This window comes from Enterobacter sp. SECR19-1250, assembly GCF_013391025.1.
GTDB lineage: Bacteria > Pseudomonadota > Gammaproteobacteria > Enterobacterales > Enterobacteriaceae > Enterobacter > Enterobacter cloacae.
Map to the genome: position 1 here is coordinate 1 of NZ_JACASJ010000031.1, position 21,468 is coordinate 21,468.

Annotated in this window: 25 protein-coding genes; 10 read left to right on the plus strand and 15 right to left on the minus strand. The window is 53.7% G+C overall.

Going from position 1 to position 21,468, the window contains the following annotated elements; all coding sequences use genetic code 11:
- The first annotated feature begins 103 nt into the window (after positions 1-103).
- Positions 104-1,402 (plus strand): sensor domain-containing diguanylate cyclase, encoded by a 1,299-nt coding sequence (locus tag HX884_RS10320; RefSeq protein ID WP_249166301.1) that lies wholly within the window; start codon positions 104-106, stop codon positions 1,400-1,402.
- Positions 1,403-1,681: 279 nt separating this feature from the next.
- Positions 1,682-1,930 carry a GlsB/YeaQ/YmgE family stress response membrane protein gene (locus HX884_RS10325; protein WP_008500746.1) on the plus strand — a complete coding sequence of 83 codons (249 nt, stop codon included), beginning with the start codon at positions 1,682-1,684 and terminating at the stop codon, positions 1,928-1,930.
- Between the two features lie 54 nt (positions 1,931-1,984).
- Here the strand turns inward: HX884_RS10325 and yoaJ are convergent, their stop codons facing one another.
- From yoaJ to HX884_RS10340, 3 genes are read right to left on the minus strand one after another with little or no spacing between them, the layout of a single operon-like run.
- The gene (yoaJ, locus tag HX884_RS27625) at positions 1,985-2,059 is read right to left on the minus strand and encodes a protein YoaJ (protein WP_071830143.1); all 75 of its coding nucleotides are present in this window, start codon (positions 2,057-2,059) and stop codon (positions 1,985-1,987) included.
- A complete protein-coding gene (locus tag HX884_RS10335; RefSeq protein WP_014883431.1) occupies positions 2,060-2,158 on the minus strand; it encodes a YoaK family small membrane protein in 99 nt (32 codons plus the stop codon).
- Between the two features lie 45 nt (positions 2,159-2,203).
- Positions 2,204-3,232 carry a sensor domain-containing diguanylate cyclase gene (locus HX884_RS10340; protein WP_178328097.1) on the minus strand — a complete coding sequence of 343 codons (1,029 nt, stop codon included), beginning with the start codon at positions 3,230-3,232 and terminating at the stop codon, positions 2,204-2,206.
- A 307-nt stretch (positions 3,233-3,539) separates the two neighbouring features.
- On the opposite strand from HX884_RS10340, the gene HX884_RS10345 reads away from it, so the two are divergent.
- The gene (locus tag HX884_RS10345; protein ID WP_038979863.1) at positions 3,540-3,794 is read left to right on the plus strand and encodes a DUF333 domain-containing protein; all 255 of its coding nucleotides are present in this window, start codon (positions 3,540-3,542) and stop codon (positions 3,792-3,794) included.
- 80 nt (positions 3,795-3,874) lie between these two features.
- On the plus strand, positions 3,875-4,180 hold the full coding sequence (locus HX884_RS10350; protein WP_013097068.1) for a hypothetical protein: 306 nt from the start codon (positions 3,875-3,877) through the stop codon (positions 4,178-4,180).
- Here the strand turns inward: HX884_RS10350 and HX884_RS10355 are convergent, their stop codons facing one another.
- Positions 4,181-4,525: a DUF488 domain-containing protein gene (locus HX884_RS10355; RefSeq protein ID WP_130626400.1), complete on the minus strand. Its 345-nt coding sequence runs from the start codon at positions 4,523-4,525 to the stop codon at positions 4,181-4,183.
- A 101-nt stretch (positions 4,526-4,626) separates the two neighbouring features.
- Between HX884_RS10355 and HX884_RS10360 the strand changes: the two genes are divergently transcribed.
- Complete coding sequence (locus tag HX884_RS10360; protein ID WP_038419133.1) at positions 4,627-5,334, plus strand: CTP synthase; 708 nt, start codon at positions 4,627-4,629, stop codon at positions 5,332-5,334.
- Positions 5,335-5,367: 33 nt separating this feature from the next.
- Here HX884_RS10360 and HX884_RS10365 read toward each other — a convergent pair whose 3' ends face one another.
- Positions 5,368-6,543, minus strand: coding sequence for a CynX/NimT family MFS transporter (locus HX884_RS10365; RefSeq protein ID WP_013097065.1), 1,176 nt, complete (start codon positions 6,541-6,543; stop codon positions 5,368-5,370).
- Between the two features lie 99 nt (positions 6,544-6,642).
- Here HX884_RS10365 and HX884_RS10370 point away from each other — a divergent pair, with 99 nt between their 5' ends.
- Positions 6,643-7,434, plus strand: coding sequence for a helix-turn-helix transcriptional regulator (locus tag HX884_RS10370; RefSeq protein WP_280925302.1), 792 nt, complete (start codon positions 6,643-6,645; stop codon positions 7,432-7,434).
- Here HX884_RS10370 and HX884_RS10375 read toward each other — a convergent pair.
- Positions 7,418-7,864 (minus strand): DUF441 domain-containing protein, encoded by a 447-nt coding sequence (locus HX884_RS10375; RefSeq protein WP_008500737.1) that lies wholly within the window; start codon positions 7,862-7,864, stop codon positions 7,418-7,420. The genes HX884_RS10370 and HX884_RS10375 overlap by 17 nt on opposite strands.
- A gap of 145 nt (positions 7,865-8,009) precedes the next feature.
- On the opposite strand from HX884_RS10375, the gene yoaI reads away from it, so the two are divergent.
- Positions 8,010-8,114, plus strand: a complete 105-nt coding sequence (gene yoaI, locus HX884_RS27190) for a small membrane protein YoaI (RefSeq protein WP_020690334.1) — start codon at positions 8,010-8,012, stop codon at positions 8,112-8,114.
- A gap of 21 nt (positions 8,115-8,135) precedes the next feature.
- On the opposite strand, the gene HX884_RS10380 is transcribed toward yoaI, so the two are convergent.
- From HX884_RS10380 to yeaG, 3 genes are all read right to left on the minus strand, one after another.
- A complete protein-coding gene (locus tag HX884_RS10380) occupies positions 8,136-8,636 on the minus strand; it encodes a YbaK/prolyl-tRNA synthetase associated domain-containing protein (RefSeq protein ID WP_178328098.1) in 501 nt (166 codons plus the stop codon).
- Between the two features lie 114 nt (positions 8,637-8,750).
- Positions 8,751-10,034: a YeaH/YhbH family protein gene (locus tag HX884_RS10385; protein ID WP_178328099.1), complete on the minus strand. Its 1,284-nt coding sequence runs from the start codon at positions 10,032-10,034 to the stop codon at positions 8,751-8,753.
- 74 nt (positions 10,035-10,108) lie between these two features.
- Positions 10,109-12,043 (minus strand): protein kinase YeaG, encoded by a 1,935-nt coding sequence (gene yeaG / locus HX884_RS10390; RefSeq protein WP_178328100.1) that lies wholly within the window; start codon positions 12,041-12,043, stop codon positions 10,109-10,111.
- 431 nt (positions 12,044-12,474) lie between these two features.
- On the opposite strand from yeaG, the gene HX884_RS10395 reads away from it, so the two are divergent.
- Positions 12,475-13,221, plus strand: coding sequence for a MipA/OmpV family protein (locus tag HX884_RS10395; protein WP_178328101.1), 747 nt, complete (start codon positions 12,475-12,477; stop codon positions 13,219-13,221).
- Positions 13,222-13,312: 91 nt separating this feature from the next.
- On the opposite strand, the gene HX884_RS10400 is transcribed toward HX884_RS10395, so the two are convergent.
- Both HX884_RS10400 and gapA read right to left on the minus strand, forming a co-directional pair.
- Complete coding sequence (locus tag HX884_RS10400) at positions 13,313-14,197, minus strand: D-hexose-6-phosphate mutarotase (RefSeq protein ID WP_178328102.1); 885 nt, start codon at positions 14,195-14,197, stop codon at positions 13,313-13,315.
- 72 nt (positions 14,198-14,269) lie between these two features.
- Complete coding sequence (gene gapA, locus HX884_RS10405) at positions 14,270-15,265, minus strand: glyceraldehyde-3-phosphate dehydrogenase (RefSeq protein WP_013097053.1); 996 nt, start codon at positions 15,263-15,265, stop codon at positions 14,270-14,272.
- A gap of 341 nt (positions 15,266-15,606) precedes the next feature.
- On the opposite strand from gapA, the gene msrB reads away from it, so the two are divergent.
- Positions 15,607-16,020, plus strand: coding sequence for a peptide-methionine (R)-S-oxide reductase MsrB (gene msrB / locus HX884_RS10410; RefSeq protein ID WP_178328103.1), 414 nt, complete (start codon positions 15,607-15,609; stop codon positions 16,018-16,020).
- 41 nt (positions 16,021-16,061) lie between these two features.
- Positions 16,062-16,340 (plus strand): YeaC family protein, encoded by a 279-nt coding sequence (locus tag HX884_RS10415; protein WP_013097051.1) that lies wholly within the window; start codon positions 16,062-16,064, stop codon positions 16,338-16,340.
- Positions 16,341-16,400: 60 nt separating this feature from the next.
- Here HX884_RS10415 and HX884_RS10420 read toward each other — a convergent pair whose 3' ends face one another.
- The 4 genes from HX884_RS10420 to sppA all read right to left on the minus strand — a co-directional run bounded on the left by HX884_RS10420 (position 16,401) and on the right by sppA (position 21,417).
- Positions 16,401-17,657 (minus strand): glycoside hydrolase family 18 protein, encoded by a 1,257-nt coding sequence (locus HX884_RS10420; protein WP_178328104.1) that lies wholly within the window; start codon positions 17,655-17,657, stop codon positions 16,401-16,403.
- Between the two features lie 172 nt (positions 17,658-17,829).
- Positions 17,830-18,471, minus strand: a complete 642-nt coding sequence (pncA, locus tag HX884_RS10425; RefSeq protein WP_029881996.1) for a bifunctional nicotinamidase/pyrazinamidase — start codon at positions 18,469-18,471, stop codon at positions 17,830-17,832.
- A 9-nt stretch (positions 18,472-18,480) separates the two neighbouring features.
- Positions 18,481-19,497 carry an asparaginase gene (gene ansA, locus HX884_RS10430; RefSeq protein WP_013097048.1) on the minus strand — a complete coding sequence of 339 codons (1,017 nt, stop codon included), beginning with the start codon at positions 19,495-19,497 and terminating at the stop codon, positions 18,481-18,483.
- Positions 19,498-19,560: 63 nt separating this feature from the next.
- The gene (sppA, locus tag HX884_RS10435; RefSeq protein ID WP_178328105.1) at positions 19,561-21,417 is read right to left on the minus strand and encodes a signal peptide peptidase SppA; all 1,857 of its coding nucleotides are present in this window, start codon (positions 21,415-21,417) and stop codon (positions 19,561-19,563) included.
- Positions 21,418-21,468: the final 51 nt, after the last annotated feature.

Genomic DNA, 21,468 nt, shown 5'->3' on the forward strand with positions numbered 1-21,468 from the left:
CACAACCCGCTACGGGGGAGACTTACCCGAAATCTGATTTATTCAACAAAGCCCCGGCGTTGCTAACCTGAGCCATACCCTGGATGTTTATACTGAGGGGATCATGCGTCAAAGCGAAATGCTGATCACCACCATTTCAGACATGATCGACATTTATGGTATGACCCCGGAACAGGCGACCAATATTCAGCGGATAATAGAAAATCAGGATAATCTTCTTAGCCAGATTAATAATGTGGTTATTTACGATGTCAATGGTGACATCTTTACGGCATTGTACGGACGTTTTTCCGGGCCGCGAAAAGGGGCTGACAGATCGTTTTTTATCTATCACAAGGAAAATAAAAGTCAGCAGATTTTTATTGGCCAGCCGGTCGTGAGCAGAACGAACGGGAAATGGGTGATTACGATCAGTCGACGGCTTGAAACGCAGACCGGAGACTTTAACGGCGTTGTAGTGGTGACGCTTGGAATCGAAAATTTTCTGGCACTCTACGGGCAGATTAATATTGGCCATGCTGGTGTCATTGGCCTCACGACACAATCCGGCGTGTTGCTGGTTCGCTATCCGTTTAAAAATAACTACATTGGCGCGATTGTTTCAGACTCACCCCTGTTCAGAGAATACCTGAAGGTACAAAATTCAGGGATTGCCAGCTCGGTTTCGCGGTTTGATAAAGTCGAACGCATTTTCGCTTTTGAGAAAAACAAACGTTACGGATTGGTCACCACCGTTGCAGTGAGTAAAGATGAAGCACTTGCAGCCTGGCGTAAGCAGGCCATTCAGCTCGCCGTACTCATTCTTATTTTTACCGTGGCGCTTATCGTCGCGTCTTATTTCCTCTATTCAGATCTGTCCAGAAAAACCAGAGATAACAAAGAGCTCAAGATAATAGCCTCTGAAGATGCGCTGACGGGGCTTTTCAACCGCCGCACGTTTGATGAAAAAATTCTGTCTGAAATCGCCACGTGTGCGGATAACGACACGCCAATTTCTATCCTCATTGTCGATGTCGATTATTTCAAAAAATACAATGATAACTATGGTCACCCAGAAGGAGACCGTTGTCTTACCCTGCTGGGGAATAGCCTCAGAGAGAGCCTTACCCGCAACAACCAGCTTGTGGCGCGTTATGGCGGCGAAGAGTTTGCGCTGATCCTGCCAGACGCCGATATTCAGGAAGCCATCCGCCTGGCCCAGACAATCATCCGCAATGTATTTTCACTGCATATTGAGCATGCCTTTAGCCCCTTTGGACGGGTAACGGTCAGCGTCGGGGTGTCAACCGCACGTGCCGTTGACATTGCAGGCAGCCAGCAGAACATTATTATTGCGGCTGACCAGGCGCTCTATCAGGCAAAGCGCGCAGGACGCAACCGCTATGCCTTTATCGCCGTGTAAGCGGGCAAAAAAATGCCCACTAAAGCGTGGGCAAAAATACTGGAAGCAATGTGAGCAATGTCGTACTGAATACCTGAGCGTTTAACTCAACTATTCAGTGTTGAGAAAGATAATCTTTCTCAACTTAAGTTGCAACCCCACATTTCGTGTGGTGCGGTTTTGGATACTAAATGCGCACTCTCTCGCTGTGATACTAATCACAAATTTCCTTTCCCGGATCCTGTGCTATCCTTTTTGTGTCGTTGATTTAATGACAAAAACCATACAGAGAGGAAAGTTATGGGAATTTTATCCTGGATTATCTTTGGGCTTATTGCGGGTATTCTGGCGAAGTGGATCATGCCGGGCAAAGATGGCGGTGGTTTTATCGTTACCGTGATACTGGGTATTGTCGGCGCGGTCGTCGGCGGCTGGATCAGTACGCTGTTCGGGTTTGGCAAAGTTGACGGTTTCAACTTCGGCAGTTTTGCTGTCGCCGTGATCGGCGCGCTGGTTGTTCTGTTTATCTACAGAAAAATCAAAAGCTAAGTTTGATAAGCGTTAAAAAAGGCTGCCAGATGGCGGCCTTTTTACGTTGCGGTGTTACCACCAGCCAAATTGTGTGCCAGCAACGGCGACGATGGCGACGAGCAGCATAATGAGGGTGGTTTTTCTCATTTATGCTCCCGGAGCCGCGTAACCACCGACAAAAAACCATGCTAAAAAAACCACCGCCGTTATAAAAATAACGACCGGGAAGAGGATCCCTATTCTCATGCCATCACCTGTTTCGGTTTTCAGAATGCCGTAGAGTGTACGGGGTTAATCCAAAACGTGAAAGCGCGTTTTGCCTTTACCCTTTTTATCCTGATACATCGCAACATCCGCGACGCGTAATGCGCTGTCCGGATCCATCCCGGCAGGATCAACTTCGACAACTCCCAGGCTTGCACCCGGGTACACGATACTCACACTGCCCAACCCGTATTGGCCGGCAATCCGGACGCGAAGCCGTGCCCTGAGCTGGTTAATCTGACCCTCATCAGCCTGATTTTCCGCTTTACTCAGGCAGGCTACCAGGAACTCATCGCCCCCCAGGCGGCCGATAATCTCGTCTTCGGTCTTTTCATCTGACAGACGTTTGCCGACCTCAATGAGAAATTGATCGCCTGCTTCATGCCCGTACTGGTCGTTAATCCGTTTAAAATCATCCAGATCGATAAAAGCGATAATTACGTTGCGTTTAAGGTGGCGGCCTAAAGAAAACAGGGTATTGAGATCTTCAAAGATGGCGCGGCGGTTGGGTAAACCGGTGAGAACGTCGGTAAAGGAATAGGCGATGAGCGCTGCATTCGCTTCTCGAAGTTGAGAAAGCAACGACTCTTTCTGAATATACTGGGCAATCAGCCCGGCAAAGAGTTTTAGCACGTGTTCGCCGCGTTCACTGAGCAGCTTCTTTTCCGTGCTGGTCGCACAGAGCGTGCCGTACAGGGAACCATCCGCCAGGTGAACCGGCACGCTCATGTACGTGGTAATACCGAGCGCTTTCGCGGCATCGCAATCCGCCCAGCGTTCAGGAACCTCGTTACTGAAAATGGTGTCACTGTCCAGCGCACGTTTGCACAATGTATCGCCCCAGGGCACGCTTAGTCCCTCCGGGATCTGCATCTGCTTACTGTTTCGGGCATACAAAATATGCTGAAGACGGGCATTGATATCGACCTTCGTCAGGTAGGTCGACTCTATTTCGGTCACAAGTTCCAGCATCTCCAGCAACTGGCGAACGAGACTTTCAAGGGATTGTTCCGTGGTGAGCGTTTCTGACACTCGGGCCAGGATGATATCTGACATGACGTAGGTTGACTCCCATGCACAAGACGTCTGCATCTGCATGTTATGCTGAAAATTTCGACTTCAGCCATAGTAAAACATGAATGGTGAGAATTTTATATATCCACCAGAAGCAGGCAGGGGAGAAAAAGGCCCCGTTGTTGAGACCGGGGCAAAGACATCTTGATTACGGAATGATGTTCTCTGGTCATAAGGAGAACACGCCTCACTATAGTGTTGAAAAGTGCAGTTAAAATGGAGAAATGATGGAGAAAGCGACGGCGACCCGTTACCCTTATCTTCTGATGATGTAAAAAGGATCAACACGATGAGATTTCTGCTTTTGGCTCTCGCGCTACCCCTGGCGGCCTGTACCACAAAAACGTCTCCACCTGTTGCCCCACCGCCGCCGCATAGGGTGGGGATGGCTAACCCTGCCTCTGTCTATTGTCTGGAAAAAGGGGGAGAGCAGATCCCAATCCAGAGCCCGCAGGGCGTGCGTACGGAGTGTAAATTGCCCGGTGGCGAAGTGATCGACGAATGGGAGCTCTACCGCCGCGATCATCCGCAACCCGCCAGGTGACAGCAGGACAAAGATTGCGATACACTTCTCTTTAGGATTATTCTTAGCCAGTTTCTGGCCACCGTTATCGTGAGAGAAGTATGTTTCAGCTTAAACCGGGCAGCATGGCGTTGATCATTGGTGCCCGCACGGCCTCAGGCCGTCGCAATGTGGGTAAATCCGTTGAGTTGTTTGGCCTTTGCCAGCCCGGCCAGCGCTTTGTTAACCCGGTTAATGGCGTGATGACGCAGCTGCCTGCGACAGCGGATCGCGCGCTCTGGCTGGTAACTGGCGATGTCTACGCCTTTGATAATCAGCACGGTTTTGCGTTTGTGCGCGCCGAACATCTGCTGCCGCTCACGCCGGATGAGGCACCGCAAACCTTCGATGCGCTGACGGCCAGCTAATCACAGATGGCGCAGCCAGTCGGCTAAGACCATTGCGTGATTCTGTTCGGTATTTTTCGCGGCGTAGAGAAGGGTTAAGGTTTGCTGTCTGGCGAGGGTTGCAAGACGCAAACCATCGTCTTTATGCTGCGCCAGCTCTTCCCTATACGCCAGGCTGAAGGCAGCGAAATCAATGGTTTCACTGTGAAAGGCCTTACGTAACCCGTCAGAAGGCGTGAGCGCCTTGCACCATTCATTATGCACAAGGTCTGCTTTTTTCACCCCTCGCGGCCACAGTCTGTCCACTAGCACCCGATAACCATCCTCCGGGGCTGCCTGTTCATAGACGCGCTTGCACTGAATCATCATTTCCCCCTCCCAATTTAAGGTATTGTGATTATTGCAGAAGATCGGTAGTCTGAGGTTCCTTATGTTATCTGATAATACTCTGGCATAAGGAACCTTTCATGGAACACCTCCCGGTTAAAACGACGCTGCGCATTGCGCTGGTTGGCGATTACAATCCCGATGTGATTGCGCACCAGGCGATCCCGTTGGCCATTGATGATGCTGCTGCAGTACTGGATCTCACCGCTGATTACGACTGGCTAGCGACGACGGAGCTGACCAGCCCTGAAGACCTGGTGGGTTACGATGCCATCTGGCTGGTTCCTGCAAGCCCCTACAAAAACACCGAAGCCGCCTTTATCGCTGCACGCTACGCGCGCCAAAACAGCATTCCGTTTCTCGGCACCTGCGGCGGTTTCCAGCATGCATTGATTGAGTATGCGCGTAATGTGCTCGGCTGGAGCGATGCGGCGCACGCCGAAACGGACACCGAAGGCTCAATGGTGATTGCGCCGCTGACCTGCTCGCTGGTGGAAAAAACCGATGCGATTGAACTGCGCAACAACACGCTTATTGCGAAAGCCTACGGCAAGCCGGAAATTGAAGAGGGATATCACTGCAACTACGGCGTATCCCCGGAATTTGCGCAGGAGCTGGAGAGCGGTGATATGCGCGTGACGGGCTGGGACGAGCAGGGGGAAATCCGTGCCGCAGAGCTGGTCACCCATCCGTTCTTCGTGATTACCTTATTCCAGCACGAGCGTGCAGCGCTGGCGGGGCGTCCGGTGGTGTTAGTACAGGCGATGCTGCGTGCGGCACGAGGATAAATAACAGGCAGACCGTCAGGTCTGCCACTGTTTTTAGCGGGGCGTGATCTCCCGGTCGCGCCCGGCAAGCATGCCGCAGATGGCCATCACCACCGAGGCCAGCGCGCAGGCCAGAAGGGGGATCTGCCAGTCACCGGCGGTATCGTGAATTTTCCCCATCAGCGGAGGCCCGCAGGCGGCCAGAAGATAACCAATCGACTGCGCCATACCGGACAGTGCCGCCGCCTGATGAGCAGAGCTGGCGCGCAGGCCGATGAACGTCAGACCGAGGATCATCGTTGCTCCGGTGCCAAAGCCAAACACCAGCGTCCACACGACTGCCAAATCCGGTGCAAACCAGAAACCGGCCGCACTTACTGCGCACATCAGGGCTACGGCGCCGGCGATCCCGCGTTGATCATTCAGGCGATGCAGGATCAGCGGTACGGCAAGGCCCGGAATGGCCGTGGCCAGCTGTAAGAGCCCGTGCATGGAGCCTGCCTGCGCTTCGCTGTAGCCGTGGCTGAGTAATATCGCGGGTAACCAGCCGATGATGACGTAGTAAATCAGCGAGTTAATGCCGAGAAAGAGCGTCACCTGCCAGGCGAGGGCAGAACGCCATATGGCGCGGTTGTGCAGCGCCCCTGCACCGGTCACCGTAGCGACCTGCTTCTGGCGCCACTGCGGCAGCCAGAGCAGCAGCGCCAGCAGGGGAAAGATCATCAGCATTAGCAGCGCGCCATGCCAGCCTGCGGCCCCCTGAGCGAGAGGAACAATCAGCGCCGAACCGAGCGCCGCCGAAACGCCCATCGTCAGGGAATAGGCCCCGGTAAGGCGGGCAACCTGGCCGGGAAAGTCGCGTTTGATTAAGCCCGGTAACAGCACATTCCCGAGCGCGATCCCGCAACCTATCACCGCCGTGCCGGTAAACAGCAGGGCCGCGGAGGGCAGAGAGCGCACGGCAATCCCGGCGCAGATCAGCAGCAGGGCGAGGAACAGGCTGCGCTCCATGCCGATACGCCGTGCTACGCCCGCGGCAAGCGGCGAGACAAGGGCAAACGCTAATAGTGGCAGGGTGGTTAGCAGGCCGGTTTGCGCGGTGGTTAATCCATATTCAAGGCGAATGGTATCGAGCAGCGGCGCTGCTCCGGTAAAGGTGACGCGAAGCGTCGTGGCAATCATCAGAATGCCGGCGATCAGCAGCGCGCCTTTGCGAGTAGCAGTAGTCATTGTTTTCTCATACGTTCAGGCGAGCGCACACAATACCGATTTTCGCCGTGGTTGAAATCAGGCTAAAATGACAGTTTATCGCTAATATCGGACAACCTGATGAACGGTCTGGGACTCGACGGCTACGATCCCGATAGCCAATTGGATGCGGCGGTCGCGTTTCGCATCCGCGTGGTAGCGCAGGAGCAATATATTCCGCTCCATCAGCACCGCAAAGGGCAGCTGATTCTGGCGCTGGGTGGTGCAATCACCTGCGAGGTAGAAAATGCCATGCTGATGGTACCGCCCCAGTATGCCGTGTGGATCCCCGGGCAGATGCCCCACAGCAACAGGGCCACGCCAGGCGCGCAGCTCTGCTTTTTGTTTATTGAACCGGGTGCCGTCAGTCTGCCGGACCGGTGCTGTACCCTGAAAATATCGCCGCTGGTGCGGGAGCAGATTCTGTCGCTGGCGGGAAAAACGCGTGAGCAACTGCCGCTTGCCACCACCTCGCGTCTGGTGGATGTGCTGTTTAATGAACTGCCGCTCCAGCGACAGGAGCATTTACAGCTGCCCGTTTCCCCTCATCCTAAAATTCGGTTGATGAGCGAAAAGATGGCGGAAGAGCCCGCCGCGTGGCAGACGCTGGCGCAATGGGCGAGCCACTTTGCCATGAGTGAGCGCAACCTGGCGCGGCTGGTGGTCAAAGAGACGGGCTTAAGCTTTCGCCGCTGGCGTCATCAGCTGCAGTTGATTGTGGCGTTGCAGCTGCTGATTGGCGGGAAGTCAGTTCAGCAGGTGGCGCAGTCACTTGGTTATGACTCCACCACCGCCTTTATTACGATGTTTAAAAAGGGGCTTGGGCAAACGCCCGCGCGCTATATTGCCAGCCTGACTACGACTTCCCAATAAACAGCGAAACCAGCCCGGCGGCAATGAGCGGGCCCACCGGAACGCCGCGAAAGAGCGCCACGCCAAGCACCGTTCCCACCAGCAGGCCAGCCACCAGCGAGGGCTGGCTGCTCATCAACGTGACGCCGCGACCACCCAGCCATGACACGAAAATCCCCACCGCGATAGCCACCAGTGATTTCCAGTTAACAAACGAGTGCAGCAGCGTTGAGGCCGGAAGCGTGCCGCTGGCAATGGGGGCCATCACCCCAATGGTCAAAATGATTATCCCGATCGTCAGGCCTTGTTTTTCTATCCACGGGAAAAAAGTGTTTAACGGGGTGACGCGCACAATGATCAACACCAGGATCGAGATGGCGACGGTGGTGTTATGGCTGATAAAGCCGAGTGCAGCGAGTGCCAGTAGAATAAGCAGAGTAGGGTCAAACATGAGGAGTCCTTGCCAGAATATTAAGCCTGCTTACTTTACGCGGAAAAACGGCTGACGACAGTGTTTTAAAAAAAATAGGAGATTGTCATATCCGTGTCATTTGCAGGGGATAAAACGGCATCAGGCATCGCAAAGGGTCGCTAAGATGAACGATCACATGTTTGTTGAAACGCTGATTATCTCCTCATCGTTTTTCGCTATTGCGGTGATTTTGATCGCATCAGTTCTGTTTCTGGAAAAGAGAGGCTGACAGCGGCGTCAGCCATCACGGTCACGCTTTACGAAACGTCACCAGTTCAGGGCGGGCAATGCGCAGATAATCCTGGGTATCCATGATCACGGATTTTTCCAGCAGACCGGCGTTGAACGCGATTTCGTCAAAACGCTCGAACAGGAGCGGGTCGGCGACCAGCGTCAGATCCGGATGGAAGCTAAACGGTGGGATAGCACCAAACACGCAGGCGGTCAGATGATCAACTTCGGCCGGGCTTGCGAGAGAGGCTTTTAAGCCGCCGAAATGGCTGGCAAGCTGGCTCAGGTCGGCCTGCTGGTCAGCGGCCAGGATCGCCAGAACGTGTTTTTTTACGCCGTTTCCCTTCACTTTGCAGACCAGCGCTTTTGCGCCTTGCCCCAGTTCGGTTCCGCGGATTTCGCTTACCGCTTCGCATTTTCCTACGGCCTCGTGCTCCATCACGCGAAAGCGCGCACCATGCTGCGTTAACAGCGAAATGAGTTGCTGGTGGGTAGCCGTACCCTTAACCTCATCAGACATAGTCAGTTTACCTGTTATCTGCCAATACGCAGTTTCCAACAGTAGCACAGATCTTTTTGCGAAGGGGATGGACGAAGGGCAAAGAAAACAGCCAGCGTGTCGCTGGCTGTGGGGTCAGGCATTGCTGGTGGCCGATTGCTTGTGGAACAGCTCCCGGAATACCGGATAGATATCATCCTGGTCACGTATGTGTTGCATGGCGAAATTTTCGAACATCGATTGCAGATGTTCATATTCACGCCACAGCGTCTGGTGAGCACGACGCGTGATTTCGATATAGCTGTAGTAACGCACCACCGGCAAAATTTTCTTCGCCAGAATGTCGTGACACAGCGGCGAATCATCCGCCCAGTTGTCGCCATCCGACGCCTGCGCAGCATAGATGTTCCACTGAGCCGGATCGTAACGCTCTTTCACCACCTCATCCATCAGCTTCAGGGCGCTCGATACGATGGTGCCGCCGGTCTCCTGCGAGTAGAAGAACTCATGTTCATCCACCTCTTTGGCCTGGGTGTGGTGGCGGATATAAACCACTTCCACGTTCTTATAGGTTCTGCTCAGGAACAGATAGAGCAGAATGTAAAAACGCTTCGCCATATCCTTAGTGGCCTGGTCCATTGAACCGGAGACGTCCATCAGACAGAACATGACAGCCTGGCTCGAAGGCTCCGGCCGTTTTTCGTAGTTTTGATAGCGCAGGTCGAAGGTATCAATAAACGGTACCCGCTCAATCTTCGCCCTCAGCTCGGCAATCTCTTTACGCAGGCGCTCCTCTTCCAGCAGTTGCGCCGGTTCTGTGTTTTCTACCACCTTCAGGCTGCTTTCCAGTTCGCGCAGCTCCCGCCGTTTACCGGCCGTCATGGCCGTGCGCCGCGCCAGCGAGTTCTGCAGCGAACGAACGACGCTGATATTGGCCGGTACGCCGTTCGCGGTATAACCCGCGCGATGGGTTTTGTATTCGTTAAGCTGACGGTGCTGGTTCTTTTTCAGATTAGGCAGCGCCAGATCTTCAAAGAGCAGGTCGAGATACTCATCTTTTGAGATCTGAAAGACGAATTCATCCTGACCTTCACCATCCTGACTGGCCTGTCCTTGACCGCTTCCAGAACCGCCGCCGCCTCCTTGTGGGCGCTCGATTCTGTCGTTCTGAACGAAGTGGTCATTACCTGGGTGTACGCGATGGCGCAGGCCGCCACGCCCCTGATGAAACATCGGTTCGCTGATGTCATCGGTGGGGATGGAGACAGACTCGCCGCTGTCGACGTCGGTTACCGAGCGTTTGTTGATGGCCTCGGAGATCGACTGTTTAATTTGCGCTTTGTAACGGCGCAAGAAGCGCTGGCGATTCACCATGCTCTTGTTTTTGCCGTTCAGACGCCGGTCAATAAACCAGGTCATATACCCCCCGTACTGCATTTGCCAACTTGCATTTTGTCGGCCCGGTGAGCGTTAAACGCTACCGGGCACTTGTTTTAAGACGATTTCCGTACGCGCAGATACCATTCGCACAGCAAACGAACCTGTTTGCGGGTGTAGCCTTTTTCCATCATACGGTCGACAAAATCGTCGTGTTTTTTCTGCTCGTCAGTTGAGGTTTTGGTGTTAAACGAAATGACGGGTAACAGCTCCTCGGTGTTAGAGAACATTTTCTTCTCGATGACCGTGCGCAGTTTCTCGTAGCTGGTCCAGTTCGGATTACGACCGTTGTTATGCGCTCTGGCACGCAGTACGAAGTTCACAATTTCGTTACGGAAGTCTTTCGGGTTACTGATCCCGGCAGGCTTCTCAATTTTTTCCAGTTCCGCATTCAGGGATTCACGGTCAAACAGCTGTCCGGTATCCGGGTCGCGATACTCCTGATCCTGGATCCAGAAGTCAGCATAAGTGACGTAACGGTCAAAGATGTTCTGGCCGTATTCTGAATAGGATTCCAGGTAGGCCGTCTGGATCTCTTTGCCAATAAACTCGGCATATTTCGGGATCAGATAACCTTTCAGGAAGTCAAGATAACGTTCCGCCTGCTCCTGTGGGAACTGTTCGCGTTCAATCTGCTGCTCCAGCACATAGAACAGGTGAACCGGGTTGGCCGCCACTTCCGCATGGTCGAAGTTAAACACGCGGGAGAGGATCTTAAACGCGAAACGCGTGGACAGACCGTTCATGCCCTCGTCGACACCCGCGTAATCGCGGTACTCCTGATATGACTTCGCTTTCGGGTCGGTATCTTTCAGGCTTTCCCCGTCATACACGCGCATTTTGGAGTAGATGCTGGAGTTTTCCGGCTCTTTCAGACGCGACAGGATGGAGAAGCGCGACAGCGTTTCCAGCGTGCCCGGTGCGCATGGGGCATGCATTAGCTCACTGTGGTTAAGCAGTTTTTCGTAAATTTTGATCTCTTCGGAGATCCGCAGGCAATAAGGCACTTTGACGATGTACACACGGTCAAGGAACGCCTCATTGTTTTTGTTATTTCGGAAGGAGACCCACTCTGATTCGTTCGAGTGCGCCAGGATGATGCCGTTGAACGGCAGGGCAGAGATACCTTCCGTCCCGTTGTAGTTCCCCTCCTGGGTGGCCGTCAGCAGCGGATGCAGCACTTTAATGGGTGCTTTAAACATCTCGACGAATTCCATAATGCCCTGGTTCGCCCGGCACAGTGCGCCGGAGTAGCCGTAGGCATCCGGGTCATTCTGGGCGTAATTTTCCAGCTTACGGATATCGACTTTACCGACCAGCGCCGAGATGTCCTGGTTGTTCTCATCACCCGGTTCCGTTTTGGCGATGGCGATCTGCTCCAGAATGGATGGCCACACTTTCACGACGCGGAATTTGGTGATATCGCCACCAAACTCATGCAGGCGTTTCGCCGCCCACGGCGACATGATGGTGCCGAGATAACGACGCGGAATGCCGTACTCTTTATCCAGAATTTGCGCATCTTCCTGCGGGTTAAACAGGCACAGCGGATGGTCGTTCACCGGGCTGCGTTCACCTTTGGCGCTCAGCACATAGATAGGCACGCGCTGCATCAGCGATTTCAGCCGTTCAGCCAGCGACGATTTACCGCCACCCACCGGGCCGAGTAAATAGAGGATCTGTTTCTTCTCTTCCAGACCCTGAGCAGCATGCTTCAGGTAGGAGACGATTTGCTCGATGGCATCTTCCATGCCATAGAACTCTTCAAACGCCGGGTATCGGGCGACCACCCGATTCGAAAAGAGACGGGAAAGCCGTGGTTCCTGGGCAGTATCAACCATGTTTGGCTCACCAATAGCCATCAATAGCCGTTCTGCCGCGTTGGCATAGGCACTGCGATCTTGCCGACAGATGGTAAGAAACTCCTGCAGTGTGAACTCTTCGTCCTTGGCAGCTTCATAGCGCTGGCGATAGTGATCGAATATATTCATGGCATGCCGTCCTTTCGTTTTTTAGCACAGGATAAGAGCCGTTCGTATGAGTAGTGGAGGCTCCCGGAAGAGAATCTCTCGCACCTCACTGCCAGAGCAGCAACCTGTGTGCCAGGTCAGACGCTAAGAACCGCAGGGCGTGCAGGAAAACTCTTCTTAAATTAAAGCGTAGATGGCATTTGCAAAACTTGCATGCTGATAAAATCTAATTTCAATGACATATCAATAACTCATCCAAAAATATCCATTGCCGTTATATGTCATACGGGCATTTTTCACCCTGCGGTCACAGAAGTGAAAACGGCCTGTCATCTGAAAAATGAAAAATAACGGGTTAATCAAACTGATTAGCAGGCAAAAAATTTGGGGAAGTACGGGTCTGGCGGTTACACTTCTCCCGCTGATTATTTGACTACAGGAAAGAATGGATTGTGACCAAACTCAAACTTCTGGCATTGGGCGTACTCGCCGCGACCGCAGTTAGCACCGCACAGGCGGAAAGCCAGTGGACGGTAGGTGCGGGCGTTGGCGTCATTAACAGCCCGTATAAACAGTATGATCGTGATGTTTATCCCGTTCCGGTTGTCACCTATGAAGACGATAACTTCTGGTTCCGTGGACTGGGCGGCGGCTACTATCTGTGGAACGATACGGCCGATAAGCTCTCCATTATGGCCTACTACGATCCGACGCACTTCAAACCGGGTGACAGCGACAGCCACGCCCTGCGTCGACTCGACAAGCGTAAGAGCACCATGATGGCGGGTCTCTCTTATGTGCATAACACCGAGTATGGCTTCCTGCGTACCGCGCTGGCGGGAGACACGCTGGATAACAGCAACGGCTTTATCTGGGATCTGGCCTGGCTCTATCGCTACACGAACGGTGCGTTAACCCTGACGCCAGGTATTGGTGTGCAGTACAACAGTGAGAACTACAACGACTACTACTATGGCGTCTCTAAGAATGAGTCCCGTCGTAGCGGTCTGAAGAGCTACAGCGCAGATGATGGTTGGGATCCGTACCTGGAGCTAACCGCGAGCTACAACTTCTTGGGTGACTGGAACGTATACGGTACTGGCCGTTACGAGCGTCTGAGCGACGAAGTGAAAGACAGCCCAATGGTCGACAAGTCCTGGGCGGGTATTTTCTCTGTCGGTGTGACCTACAAGTTCTGATTGCGCATTAAAACAGTGCAATCTTAGCATTTTAACGGGGCGCTTGCGCCCCGTTTGCGTTGTGCTGGTGCGGTCAAAATAATACCGCGTCTTAGCGCTTCACAATGCGAATAGTTTGCCCTAAGCGAGACGGTTTTTCTTCGCTGGCTTTTTGCGCCGTAGTGACGCAGGCCGTTTCGACGCAGACAAACGTTTTGTAACCGTCATCGGGCACGTCGGCCATGCTCACTGAGAGTGCCGGACCTGGGTTCCAGCCCACCACGTTGCTGTGATGATGGTGAATCACTTCGATGCCACGGTTGAGGGCACTGTCGTGGATCACATTGCACGCTTCCGGATGCAGGTAAACGCGGTCGGTACGGTCAGGGAAGGTCTGCACGCCGTCGCTGAGTTTCCCTTCTTTTGCATTGTCCACTTTGTCGATATAGGTATCGCCAAGGCCGCTCACTTTTACCGCGCTGATATCACCCACGTTGAAGTAGGTGTGCAAGGCAGAGGTCGTTTCAAACTCGCCGTGCGCTTCCAGCTCAATCTCGCAGGTTTTACCCAGCTTGAAGCGGGCGTACAGGGTAAACTCGTGAGGCCACAGCGCACGGGTCTCGTGATTGGCCTGAAGCTCAAAGGTCAGCACGGCACCGTTATCATCTTCGTTATGCGCTTTCAGGGTCCACTGCTGGTTGCGGGCAAAACCATGAGAAGGCAGTCCCTGCTGCGCTGACGGGCCAAACCATGGCCAGCAGACAGGCACGCCGCCGCGGATCGCCGCTCCTTTTTTGAAAGAAGTCGCATCGCTCAGCCACAGCACTTCCGTTTCACCTTCCGGTTTCCAGGAGAGCAGGTGGGCGCCGTTCAGCGCAACGGAGGCTTTCACACGCGGGTGGTCAACGACGATAACATCAGCGCCGTCAATCTGGCGACGGGAGAGCACAGGGGTAAGTTGTTCGACTACCGGAAGTGCAAAAATTTTATTAATCATTAAGCAATCCTCTGTCTTATAAATAAAAAAGGCGACCGAAGTCGCCTTTTTGGATCAAGCACTCATTCCAGTTTATTTGGAGATGTGAGCGATCAGGTCCAGTACTTTGTTAGAGTAGCCGGTTTCGTTGTCGTACCAGGATACCAGTTTAACGAAGTTGTCGTTCAGTGCGATACCTGCTTTAGCATCGAACACGGAAGTGCATACTTCGCCGTTGAAATCGGTAGATACAACGTCGTCTTCGGTGTAACCCAGAACGCCTTTCATTGGGCCTTCGGAAGCAGCTTTGATTGCTTTCTTGATGTCTTCGTAAGAAGCAGCTTTTTCCAGACGAACGGTCAGGTCAACAACGGATACGTTAGGAGTTGGAACGCGGAACGCCATACCAGTCAGTTTGCCATTCAGTTCTGGCAGTACTTTACCTACCGCTTTAGCAGCACCGGTAGAGGATGGGATGATGTTCTGAGCCGCGCCACGGCCGCCACGCCAGTCTTTGTGAGACGGGCCGTCAACGGTTTTCTGAGTAGCGGTGGTCGCGTGAACGGTAGTCATCAGACCTTCGATGATGCCGAAGTTGTCGTTGATAACTTTTGCCAGCGGTGCCAGGCAGTTGGTGGTGCAGGATGCGTTAGAAACGATATCCTGGCCAGCGTAAGTTTCGAAGTTAGCACCACGAACGAACATTGGGGTGTTGTCTTTGGAAGGACCAGTCAGAACAACTTTTTTCGCACCCGCGGTGATGTGTTTACGCGCAGTTTCGTCGGTCAGGAAGATACCGGTTGCTTCAGCAACAACGTCAACACCGATTTCGTTCCATTTCAGGTTAGCTGGGTCTTTCTCAGCAGTAACGCGGATGGTTTTGCCATTAACAACCAGGTGGCCGTCTTTCACTTCAACGGTGCCGTCGAAACGACCGTGAGTTGAGTCGTACTTCAGCATGTACGCCATGTATTCAGCGTCCAGGAGATCGTTGATACCAACGATTTCGATGTCAGAACGTTTCTGAGCAGCACGGAAAACAATACGGCCGATACGGCCAAAACCGTTGATACCTACTTTGATAGTCATATATTCCACCAGCTATTTGTTAGTGAATAAAAGGTTGCCTGTAAAATTACAAAAACCTTACGCAGCGTCAAGCGGAATCGTGTCAATCATTGCGACAAATCAATCCTGTGACTAACGTTTGTGCGACTGACTCGCCTCACTTTCCCTTTGAGCTAGCAACCACATGGGGGCTGCGCCCGGAATTTTAAAGGCCTCGCAGGATAAATATGTGAGCATGATCACAATTGCCTGACCGCCTTTTCGCGACACATAAGTTTAGATCAAAAGTGCACGCAAGGGTGTTAATGTTTTGTTAGAATCCGGGTTAAAAGGTGTCTGTTTCTACAGCGAGATGTAAGCATATGTCGAACCAACGTAACCCTGAAGATTTGAAAAAAAACCTCACAGAAATGCAGTTTTACGTGACGCAGAATCACGGCACGGAGCCGCCATTTACTGGGCGTTTACTGCACAACAAACGCGATGGCGTATACCATTGCCTGGTCTGTGACGCCCCCCTGTTCAATTCACAAACGAAATACGATTCTGGCTGCGGCTGGCCGAGCTTTTACGAGCCGGTGAGCGATGACGCGATCCGCTACTTAACTGACTCGTCGCACGGGATGGTGCGTACCGAAATTCGCTGCGGCAACTGCGATGCGCACCTGGGGCATGTCTTCCCGGATGGCCCTCAGCCAACGGGCGAGCGTTTCTGCGTTAACTCAGCTTCTCTGAGCTTTAGCGACGATGAAAACGGCGACCAGATTAAAGGTTGAAAAAACGATTCAGCAAATTATTCCTTTGAAAGGGAGAGATCGTGAATATTGATGACATGATTAACGGTATGACGCCGGAAGTTTATCAGCGTCTGGTCACCGCCGTTGAGCTGGGGAAATGGCCTGATGGCGTTGCCTTAACCCCGGAGCAAAAAGAGAACAGTCTGCAGCTGGTCATGCTGTGGCAGGCGCGCAACAATACCGATGCGCAGCACATGACAATCGATACCAACGGCCAGATGGTGATGAAGAGCAAGCGTGAACTGAAGGAAGAGTTTGGTATCACGCCAAAGCCGATTGCGACGATGAAAATACAATAACGGTGTGGGTTGATGCCCTCACTCAACCCTCTCCTTGTGGGAGAGGGTTTGATTGCCTCACTACTTGTGCGAGATCCCGAGCGACTCTGCCAGCTGCTTCGCTAACTGGTTATTATCATCCGCCCCATACTCCCAGAACATTGCGCCTGCCAGACCTTTCTCTTTGATATAGTCCGCTTTGATAGCGACGGAACGTGGATTCTCATACGAGAGGGCAAACAGATCCTTCCCGTCGGCGCCCTTCACGGAAAGCCACGGCACTTTCGCCTGGTCGTCCCAGTGTTCAGTAAAGCGCTTTTGCGGGTCGTTTAGCAGTTTCTTCACGATATCGTTGTACTTCACGTAGGTATCTTTGGTCAGGTCATAACCGAGTGATCTGAACAACCCGATCTCCTGAGGGCCGAAGTAAGGCTGTGTCACCGGATTGTTTTGCGCATCGGGCTTGCTCCAGTCAATGCCCGGTTCTACAGCGCGTTTTGGCACGCGCCCATAGAAACCAATCCCAAGGTTCATCTGCTGTGGCTTCAGCCCCGCGGCCAGATAATTGTTCACCACAAAATCAACGCTGTATTTATCTGCTGCCGCCACGGTCGGCCAGGCGCTGGAGTCATACAGGTTCGCGTTAAAATACTGAGTGCCGTACGCCATGTCGTAGGTCATCAGGTTGATATAGTCAAGAAGGGGAGCAATGGCTTTCACATCGACCCAGCTTTTCGGACTTTCCGCATTGGCCCCAACCGCAATCGTGACCAGTTTTTTCTGCCCGAAGGCGGCACGCAGCTCTTTCAGCAGGAAGGTGAAGTTATCCCGGTCTGCAGGCGTGCTTGCGACCAGCCCCCATGCGCCGTTTACCGGGTACTCCCAGTCAAGGTCGATCCCGTCCAGACCGTATTTCTCAACAATCTCCTGCGCCGAGCGAATAAACACCGCGCGGCTCTCTTTGGTGGCTGCTGCGCCCGAGAAACCGCGGGCACCCCAGCCGCCGACGGAAAGCAGAACGTTTAAATTCGGGTTTTGTTTACGAAGCTGTGGGATAAGCGCCAGGTCGGACGCCACTTTCGGAGATAACCAGATCTGATGCAGCTTCGCCGGATCTTTCAATGCGGCGTTGGTTTCGTCTTTTTCGTTATTGTAGATAAGGCCAAACGAATAGTTCAGGTGGGTGATCTGGGGGACATCAAGCGTATTGATATCGCCGCCGGGTCCGGCAGTGACATCACCACCGCCGTTGAAGTAGCCCACGGACATCAGGGGAGCGGCGTAAGCAACTGACGCGCAAAGCAAGGGTAAAGCTGCTAGCAATGGCAAACGTTTCATAGGTGTTCCTCTTTGACATAATAAAAATAACCACGCCACAGAAAAAGCGTGGCGAAAAAACAGCCTGAAAAGCATAGCACTGCCGCTTCGCTGGTGATGCGAGGGAGTTCACTTTATGGGGATCGGAGTGGAAATGCCGGGAAAGGCGAAGCCGCCCTCCCGGCATAAAAGACTACGCCTGCGTCTCCAGCCAGTCTGCCAGCGTATACAGCGTCGCGCCTTCAGCGGCCATATCCATAAACGCCTGCGCGCTGTCCTGCGGTTGAATGTTCACCCCGCGACAGCCGTCGGTGATGACGCTGACCGTATAACCCAACTGGAGCGCGTCCAGCACGGTAAACTTCACGCAGTAGTCCGTTGCCAGCCCCAGCACAATCAGCTCGGTGATTTCGTGGTGACGTAACCACGCGTCCAGCGCCGTTTTCTGACGATGTCCGTTATCGAAAAAGGCGCTGTAGCTGTCAATAGCCGGGTTTTCGCCTTTATGAAACACCGCGTCGATGGCTTTCTGATTCAGCAGCGGATGTAGCGCAGCGCCTTCCGTTTGCTGCACGCAGTGATCGGGCCAGAAGGTTTGCGCCAGACCGTCGAGCTCACCCTGGCTGAAGGGTTCAACGCCGTGCTGGCTGGCAAAACTGCCATGGTTGGCCGGATGCCAGTCCTGGCTTGCGACAACGGCTTCACCGCGCAATTTACACCAGTCAATCAGGGTATTGGCCACGTCGACCGTGCTGTCACCTTCTGCGACGGCCAGTGCGCCGCCCGCGCAGAAATCATTTTGCAAATCGACCAGTAACAGGGCGCGTTGCTTCATGAGGCCTCCTTATTCGTCCGGGGTCAGTTCGCCGCGCAGGTTTTGCATCATGGCGCTGCGAATGGACTGGATGTCCAGATCCTGACTCAGTAAATAATGAAGTTTAGTCAGTGTGGCCTCGACGGTCATATCGAATCCGCTGATCACCCCCGCATGCGCCAGAGCGTTTCCGGTGGCATAGCCGCCCATATTGACCTTGCCGGACATACATTGCGTCAGGTTAACCACCACAATCCCGCGCTCGCTCGCTTCCTGCAGCTCTTTCAGGAATTCACTGTTCTGCGGCGCGTTACCCACGCCGTAGGAGCGCAAAATCAGCGCTTTTACCGGCTGGCGCAGGAAGTTACGCACCACATCAGCAGAGATGCCCGGATAAATGGTTACCACACCGATCGGCTGCGGGGTGATCGGGTGAACGATCAGCTCGCCTGAGGTGGTCGGCGCAGGCGGCGTGCCCAGACGACGAATATGAATACCCGCTTCCAGCAGCGGTTGCAGGTTTGGTGAGGCGAAGGCGTCAAACCCATCGGCGTGCGCTTTGGTGGTACGGTTGCCACGATACAGACGGTTGTTGAAGAACAGCGAGACCTCGTTAATCGGGTAGTTCGCCGCCACATAGAGAGAGTTAAGCAGGTTAATCTGTCCATCCGAGCGCAGTTCCGCCAGCGGAATTTGCGAGCCGGTGACAATCACCGGTTTGCTCAGGTTTTCCAGCATGAAGGAGAGCGCCGAGGCGGTAAAGGCCATGGTGTCGGTACCATGCAGGATCACAAAGCCGTCGTACTGGTCGTAATGGGCTTTGATGTCATCCGCGATATGCTGCCAGTCTTCCGGCGTCATGTCGGAGGAGTCCATCAGCGGCTCGTACTCGTGGATGGTAAAGTCAGGCATTTCCGGGCGGTGGAATTCCGGCATCAGGGCAAGCTGACGTTGAAGATGACCGGACACAGGAATATAGCCGTTTTCAGAGCGCTGCATCCCGATGGTACCGCCAGTGTAGGCTACATAAATCGATTTCTTCTGCATGGTAGTGATTTCTTGTTCTTCAAAAGAAAAAAATCCCCTCTTCACCGGAAGAGGGGACGGGGTTTAACGTACGTTTGCGCAGGTCAGGCAAAACGCGTAACGACTTTGTGGATCATTAAACGCCGCGAGCTTATCGCTTTCCGCTTTAATCGCTTTCGCGGCCGTGGCGACAGGCGCTGGCAGATAAGCCTGCAGCGCTTCCGGCAACATGGCGCGCACGGAGACGGACATGCTGTCCATCACCATATCGAAGAACGACGGCTCATCCTGATAGTATTCAACATGCCACTGTTTGAGCTTCGCCAGTTCGGCGGCTTTCTTCACCGCGTCATCAAAGTCACCCAGGCTATCGACCAGGCCGTTGCTCTTCGCATCCTGTCCTGTCCAGACGTGGCCCTGAGCAATTTCGTCGATCTGCTGCGGCGTCTTTTTACGCGAGTCAGCGACCAGCGTGATAAAGCGCTTGTAGCCATTCTCAATGCTGAGCTGCATCATCTCGGACACTTCAGGTGGCAGGGATTTGGTTACCGACACATCCGCCAGCGGTGAAGTGGCCACACCATCCGTATGTACACCCAGGTAATCCAGGCTGTTCTCTACCGTGTTGATCACCCCGAAGATGCCAATTGATCCGGTCAGGGTGCTTGGGTTAGCGACGATGTAGTTAGCCGGGGTTGAGATCCAGTAACCGCCGGAAGCCGCCATGCCGCCCATGGAAACCACCACCGGTTTACCTGCTGCACGCGCAGTGGCCAGCTCGGCGCGGATCACTTCAGAGGCGCTGACGCTGCCCCCCGGGCTGTTCACGCGCAGCACAATCGCTTTCACTTTCGGGTCAAGACGCGCGTCACGGATCTGCGACGCGGTGGTATCACCCCCGACGTTCCCCGGTGTCTCCTGACCATCCATGATTGCGCCATTGGCGAAGACGACCGCAACGCTGTCACCGCTCTCATCCGGTTTTTTCGCCGCGTAATCGTACATGCTGATCGCGCTGTAATTTTTATCCTCTTTGCTCCAGCCGAACTGTTTGCTCAGGGACTTTTCGATCTCCGCGCTGGTTCCCAGGGCATCGACCAGTTTGTTATCAAGCGCATATTTCGCGGTATCGCCGTCAACCTTGCGCAAGCCGTCCAGCACGCCCTGAGCACCAGGGAAGACCTGTGCAGGGGTAATCTGACGGTTACTGGCAACTGTGGTCAGGTAGTTCTGCCACAGCTCACCAATCCAGCGGCTGTCCGCTTCACGGGCGGCAGGGGACATGTCATCACGGATGAATGGCTCAACGGCAGATTTATACGTACCGACGCGGAACACGTGGGTGGTGACCTTCAGCTTGTCGAGCAGAGATTTGTAGTAAAGCCCGTTCGTGGCAAAGCCGTGCAGGTCGACCGTACCCTGAGGTGAAAGCCAGATTTTATTGGCAAAGCTCGCCAGATAATATTGCCCCTGGCTGTAGCTGTCGCCTATTGCGATCGCCGGTTTACCGCTGTCACGGAATTCACGCAGGGCTTTGCCGATGTACTGCATGGAAGGCTGGTCGGCCCCGGCAAAATCTTTCAGATCCAGCACGATACCCGTAATGTTGCGATCATCTTTTGCCTGACGAATGGTATCGACAATATCGAACAGGGAGTTTTCCTGCAGGCGGTCCGAGGTAGTGCCGAACAGCTGACGACCAATCACTCCCAGACGATTGCTGGTGGAAGGCTTATCGACAATCACGCCGGTGATGTCGAGCAGCAGCGCGCCGCGCGTCGAATGCTGTGACTGGTTTGCGTTACTGATGTGCATCCAGATGCCCGCGCAAACCAGCACCAGGAGGATGAAAACGAGGTTCATCACCAGGTTGCGGACGAAATTGAGCAGTCGCCACGTCCATTTAAAGAAACCGGCAAAGATTCGCCAAAGGGTTCGCATGTATTCTCCCTAACCAGAAAATGACTGTTTCCGTCGCCACTGGACGGTAAT

Coding starts and splice junctions, on each gene's coding strand:
- HX884_RS10360 (WP_038419133.1), top strand. CDS start 4,627: ATGGAACACCTCCCGGTTAAAACGACGCTGCGCATTGCGCTGGTTGGC.
- HX884_RS10370 (WP_280925302.1), top strand. CDS start 6,643: ATGAACGGTCTGGGACTCGACGGCTACGATCCCGATAGCCAATTGGAT.
- yoaI (WP_020690334.1), top strand. CDS start 8,010: ATGAACGATCACATGTTTGTTGAAACGCTGATTATCTCCTCATCGTTT.
- pncA (WP_029881996.1), bottom strand. CDS start 18,471: ATGAAGCAACGCGCCCTGTTACTGGTCGATTTGCAAAATGATTTCTGC.
- HX884_RS10340 (WP_178328097.1), bottom strand. CDS start 3,232: ATGTCAGATATCATCCTGGCCCGAGTGTCAGAAACGCTCACCACGGAA.
- gapA (WP_013097053.1), bottom strand. CDS start 15,265: ATGACTATCAAAGTAGGTATCAACGGTTTTGGCCGTATCGGCCGTATT.
- HX884_RS10380 (WP_178328098.1), bottom strand. CDS start 8,636: ATGTCTGATGAGGTTAAGGGTACGGCTACCCACCAGCAACTCATTTCG.
- sppA (WP_178328105.1), bottom strand. CDS start 21,417: ATGCGAACCCTTTGGCGAATCTTTGCCGGTTTCTTTAAATGGACGTGG.
- HX884_RS10385 (WP_178328099.1), bottom strand. CDS start 10,034: ATGACCTGGTTTATTGACCGGCGTCTGAACGGCAAAAACAAGAGCATG.
- HX884_RS10355 (WP_130626400.1), bottom strand. CDS start 4,525: ATGATTCAGTGCAAGCGCGTCTATGAACAGGCAGCCCCGGAGGATGGT.
- HX884_RS10365 (WP_013097065.1), bottom strand. CDS start 6,543: ATGACTACTGCTACTCGCAAAGGCGCGCTGCTGATCGCCGGCATTCTG.
- HX884_RS10420 (WP_178328104.1), bottom strand. CDS start 17,657: ATGAAACGTTTGCCATTGCTAGCAGCTTTACCCTTGCTTTGCGCGTCA.
- HX884_RS10375 (WP_008500737.1), bottom strand. CDS start 7,864: ATGTTTGACCCTACTCTGCTTATTCTACTGGCACTCGCTGCACTCGGC.
- HX884_RS10320 (WP_249166301.1), top strand. CDS start 104: ATGCGTCAAAGCGAAATGCTGATCACCACCATTTCAGACATGATCGAC.
- HX884_RS10345 (WP_038979863.1), top strand. CDS start 3,540: ATGAGATTTCTGCTTTTGGCTCTCGCGCTACCCCTGGCGGCCTGTACC.
- HX884_RS10350 (WP_013097068.1), top strand. CDS start 3,875: ATGTTTCAGCTTAAACCGGGCAGCATGGCGTTGATCATTGGTGCCCGC.
- HX884_RS10335 (WP_014883431.1), bottom strand. CDS start 2,158: ATGAGAATAGGGATCCTCTTCCCGGTCGTTATTTTTATAACGGCGGTG.
- yeaG (WP_178328100.1), bottom strand. CDS start 12,043: ATGAATATATTCGATCACTATCGCCAGCGCTATGAAGCTGCCAAGGAC.
- HX884_RS10400 (WP_178328102.1), bottom strand. CDS start 14,197: ATGATTAATAAAATTTTTGCACTTCCGGTAGTCGAACAACTTACCCCT.
- ansA (WP_013097048.1), bottom strand. CDS start 19,497: ATGCAGAAGAAATCGATTTATGTAGCCTACACTGGCGGTACCATCGGG.
- msrB (WP_178328103.1), top strand. CDS start 15,607: ATGTCGAACCAACGTAACCCTGAAGATTTGAAAAAAAACCTCACAGAA.
- HX884_RS10325 (WP_008500746.1), top strand. CDS start 1,682: ATGGGAATTTTATCCTGGATTATCTTTGGGCTTATTGCGGGTATTCTG.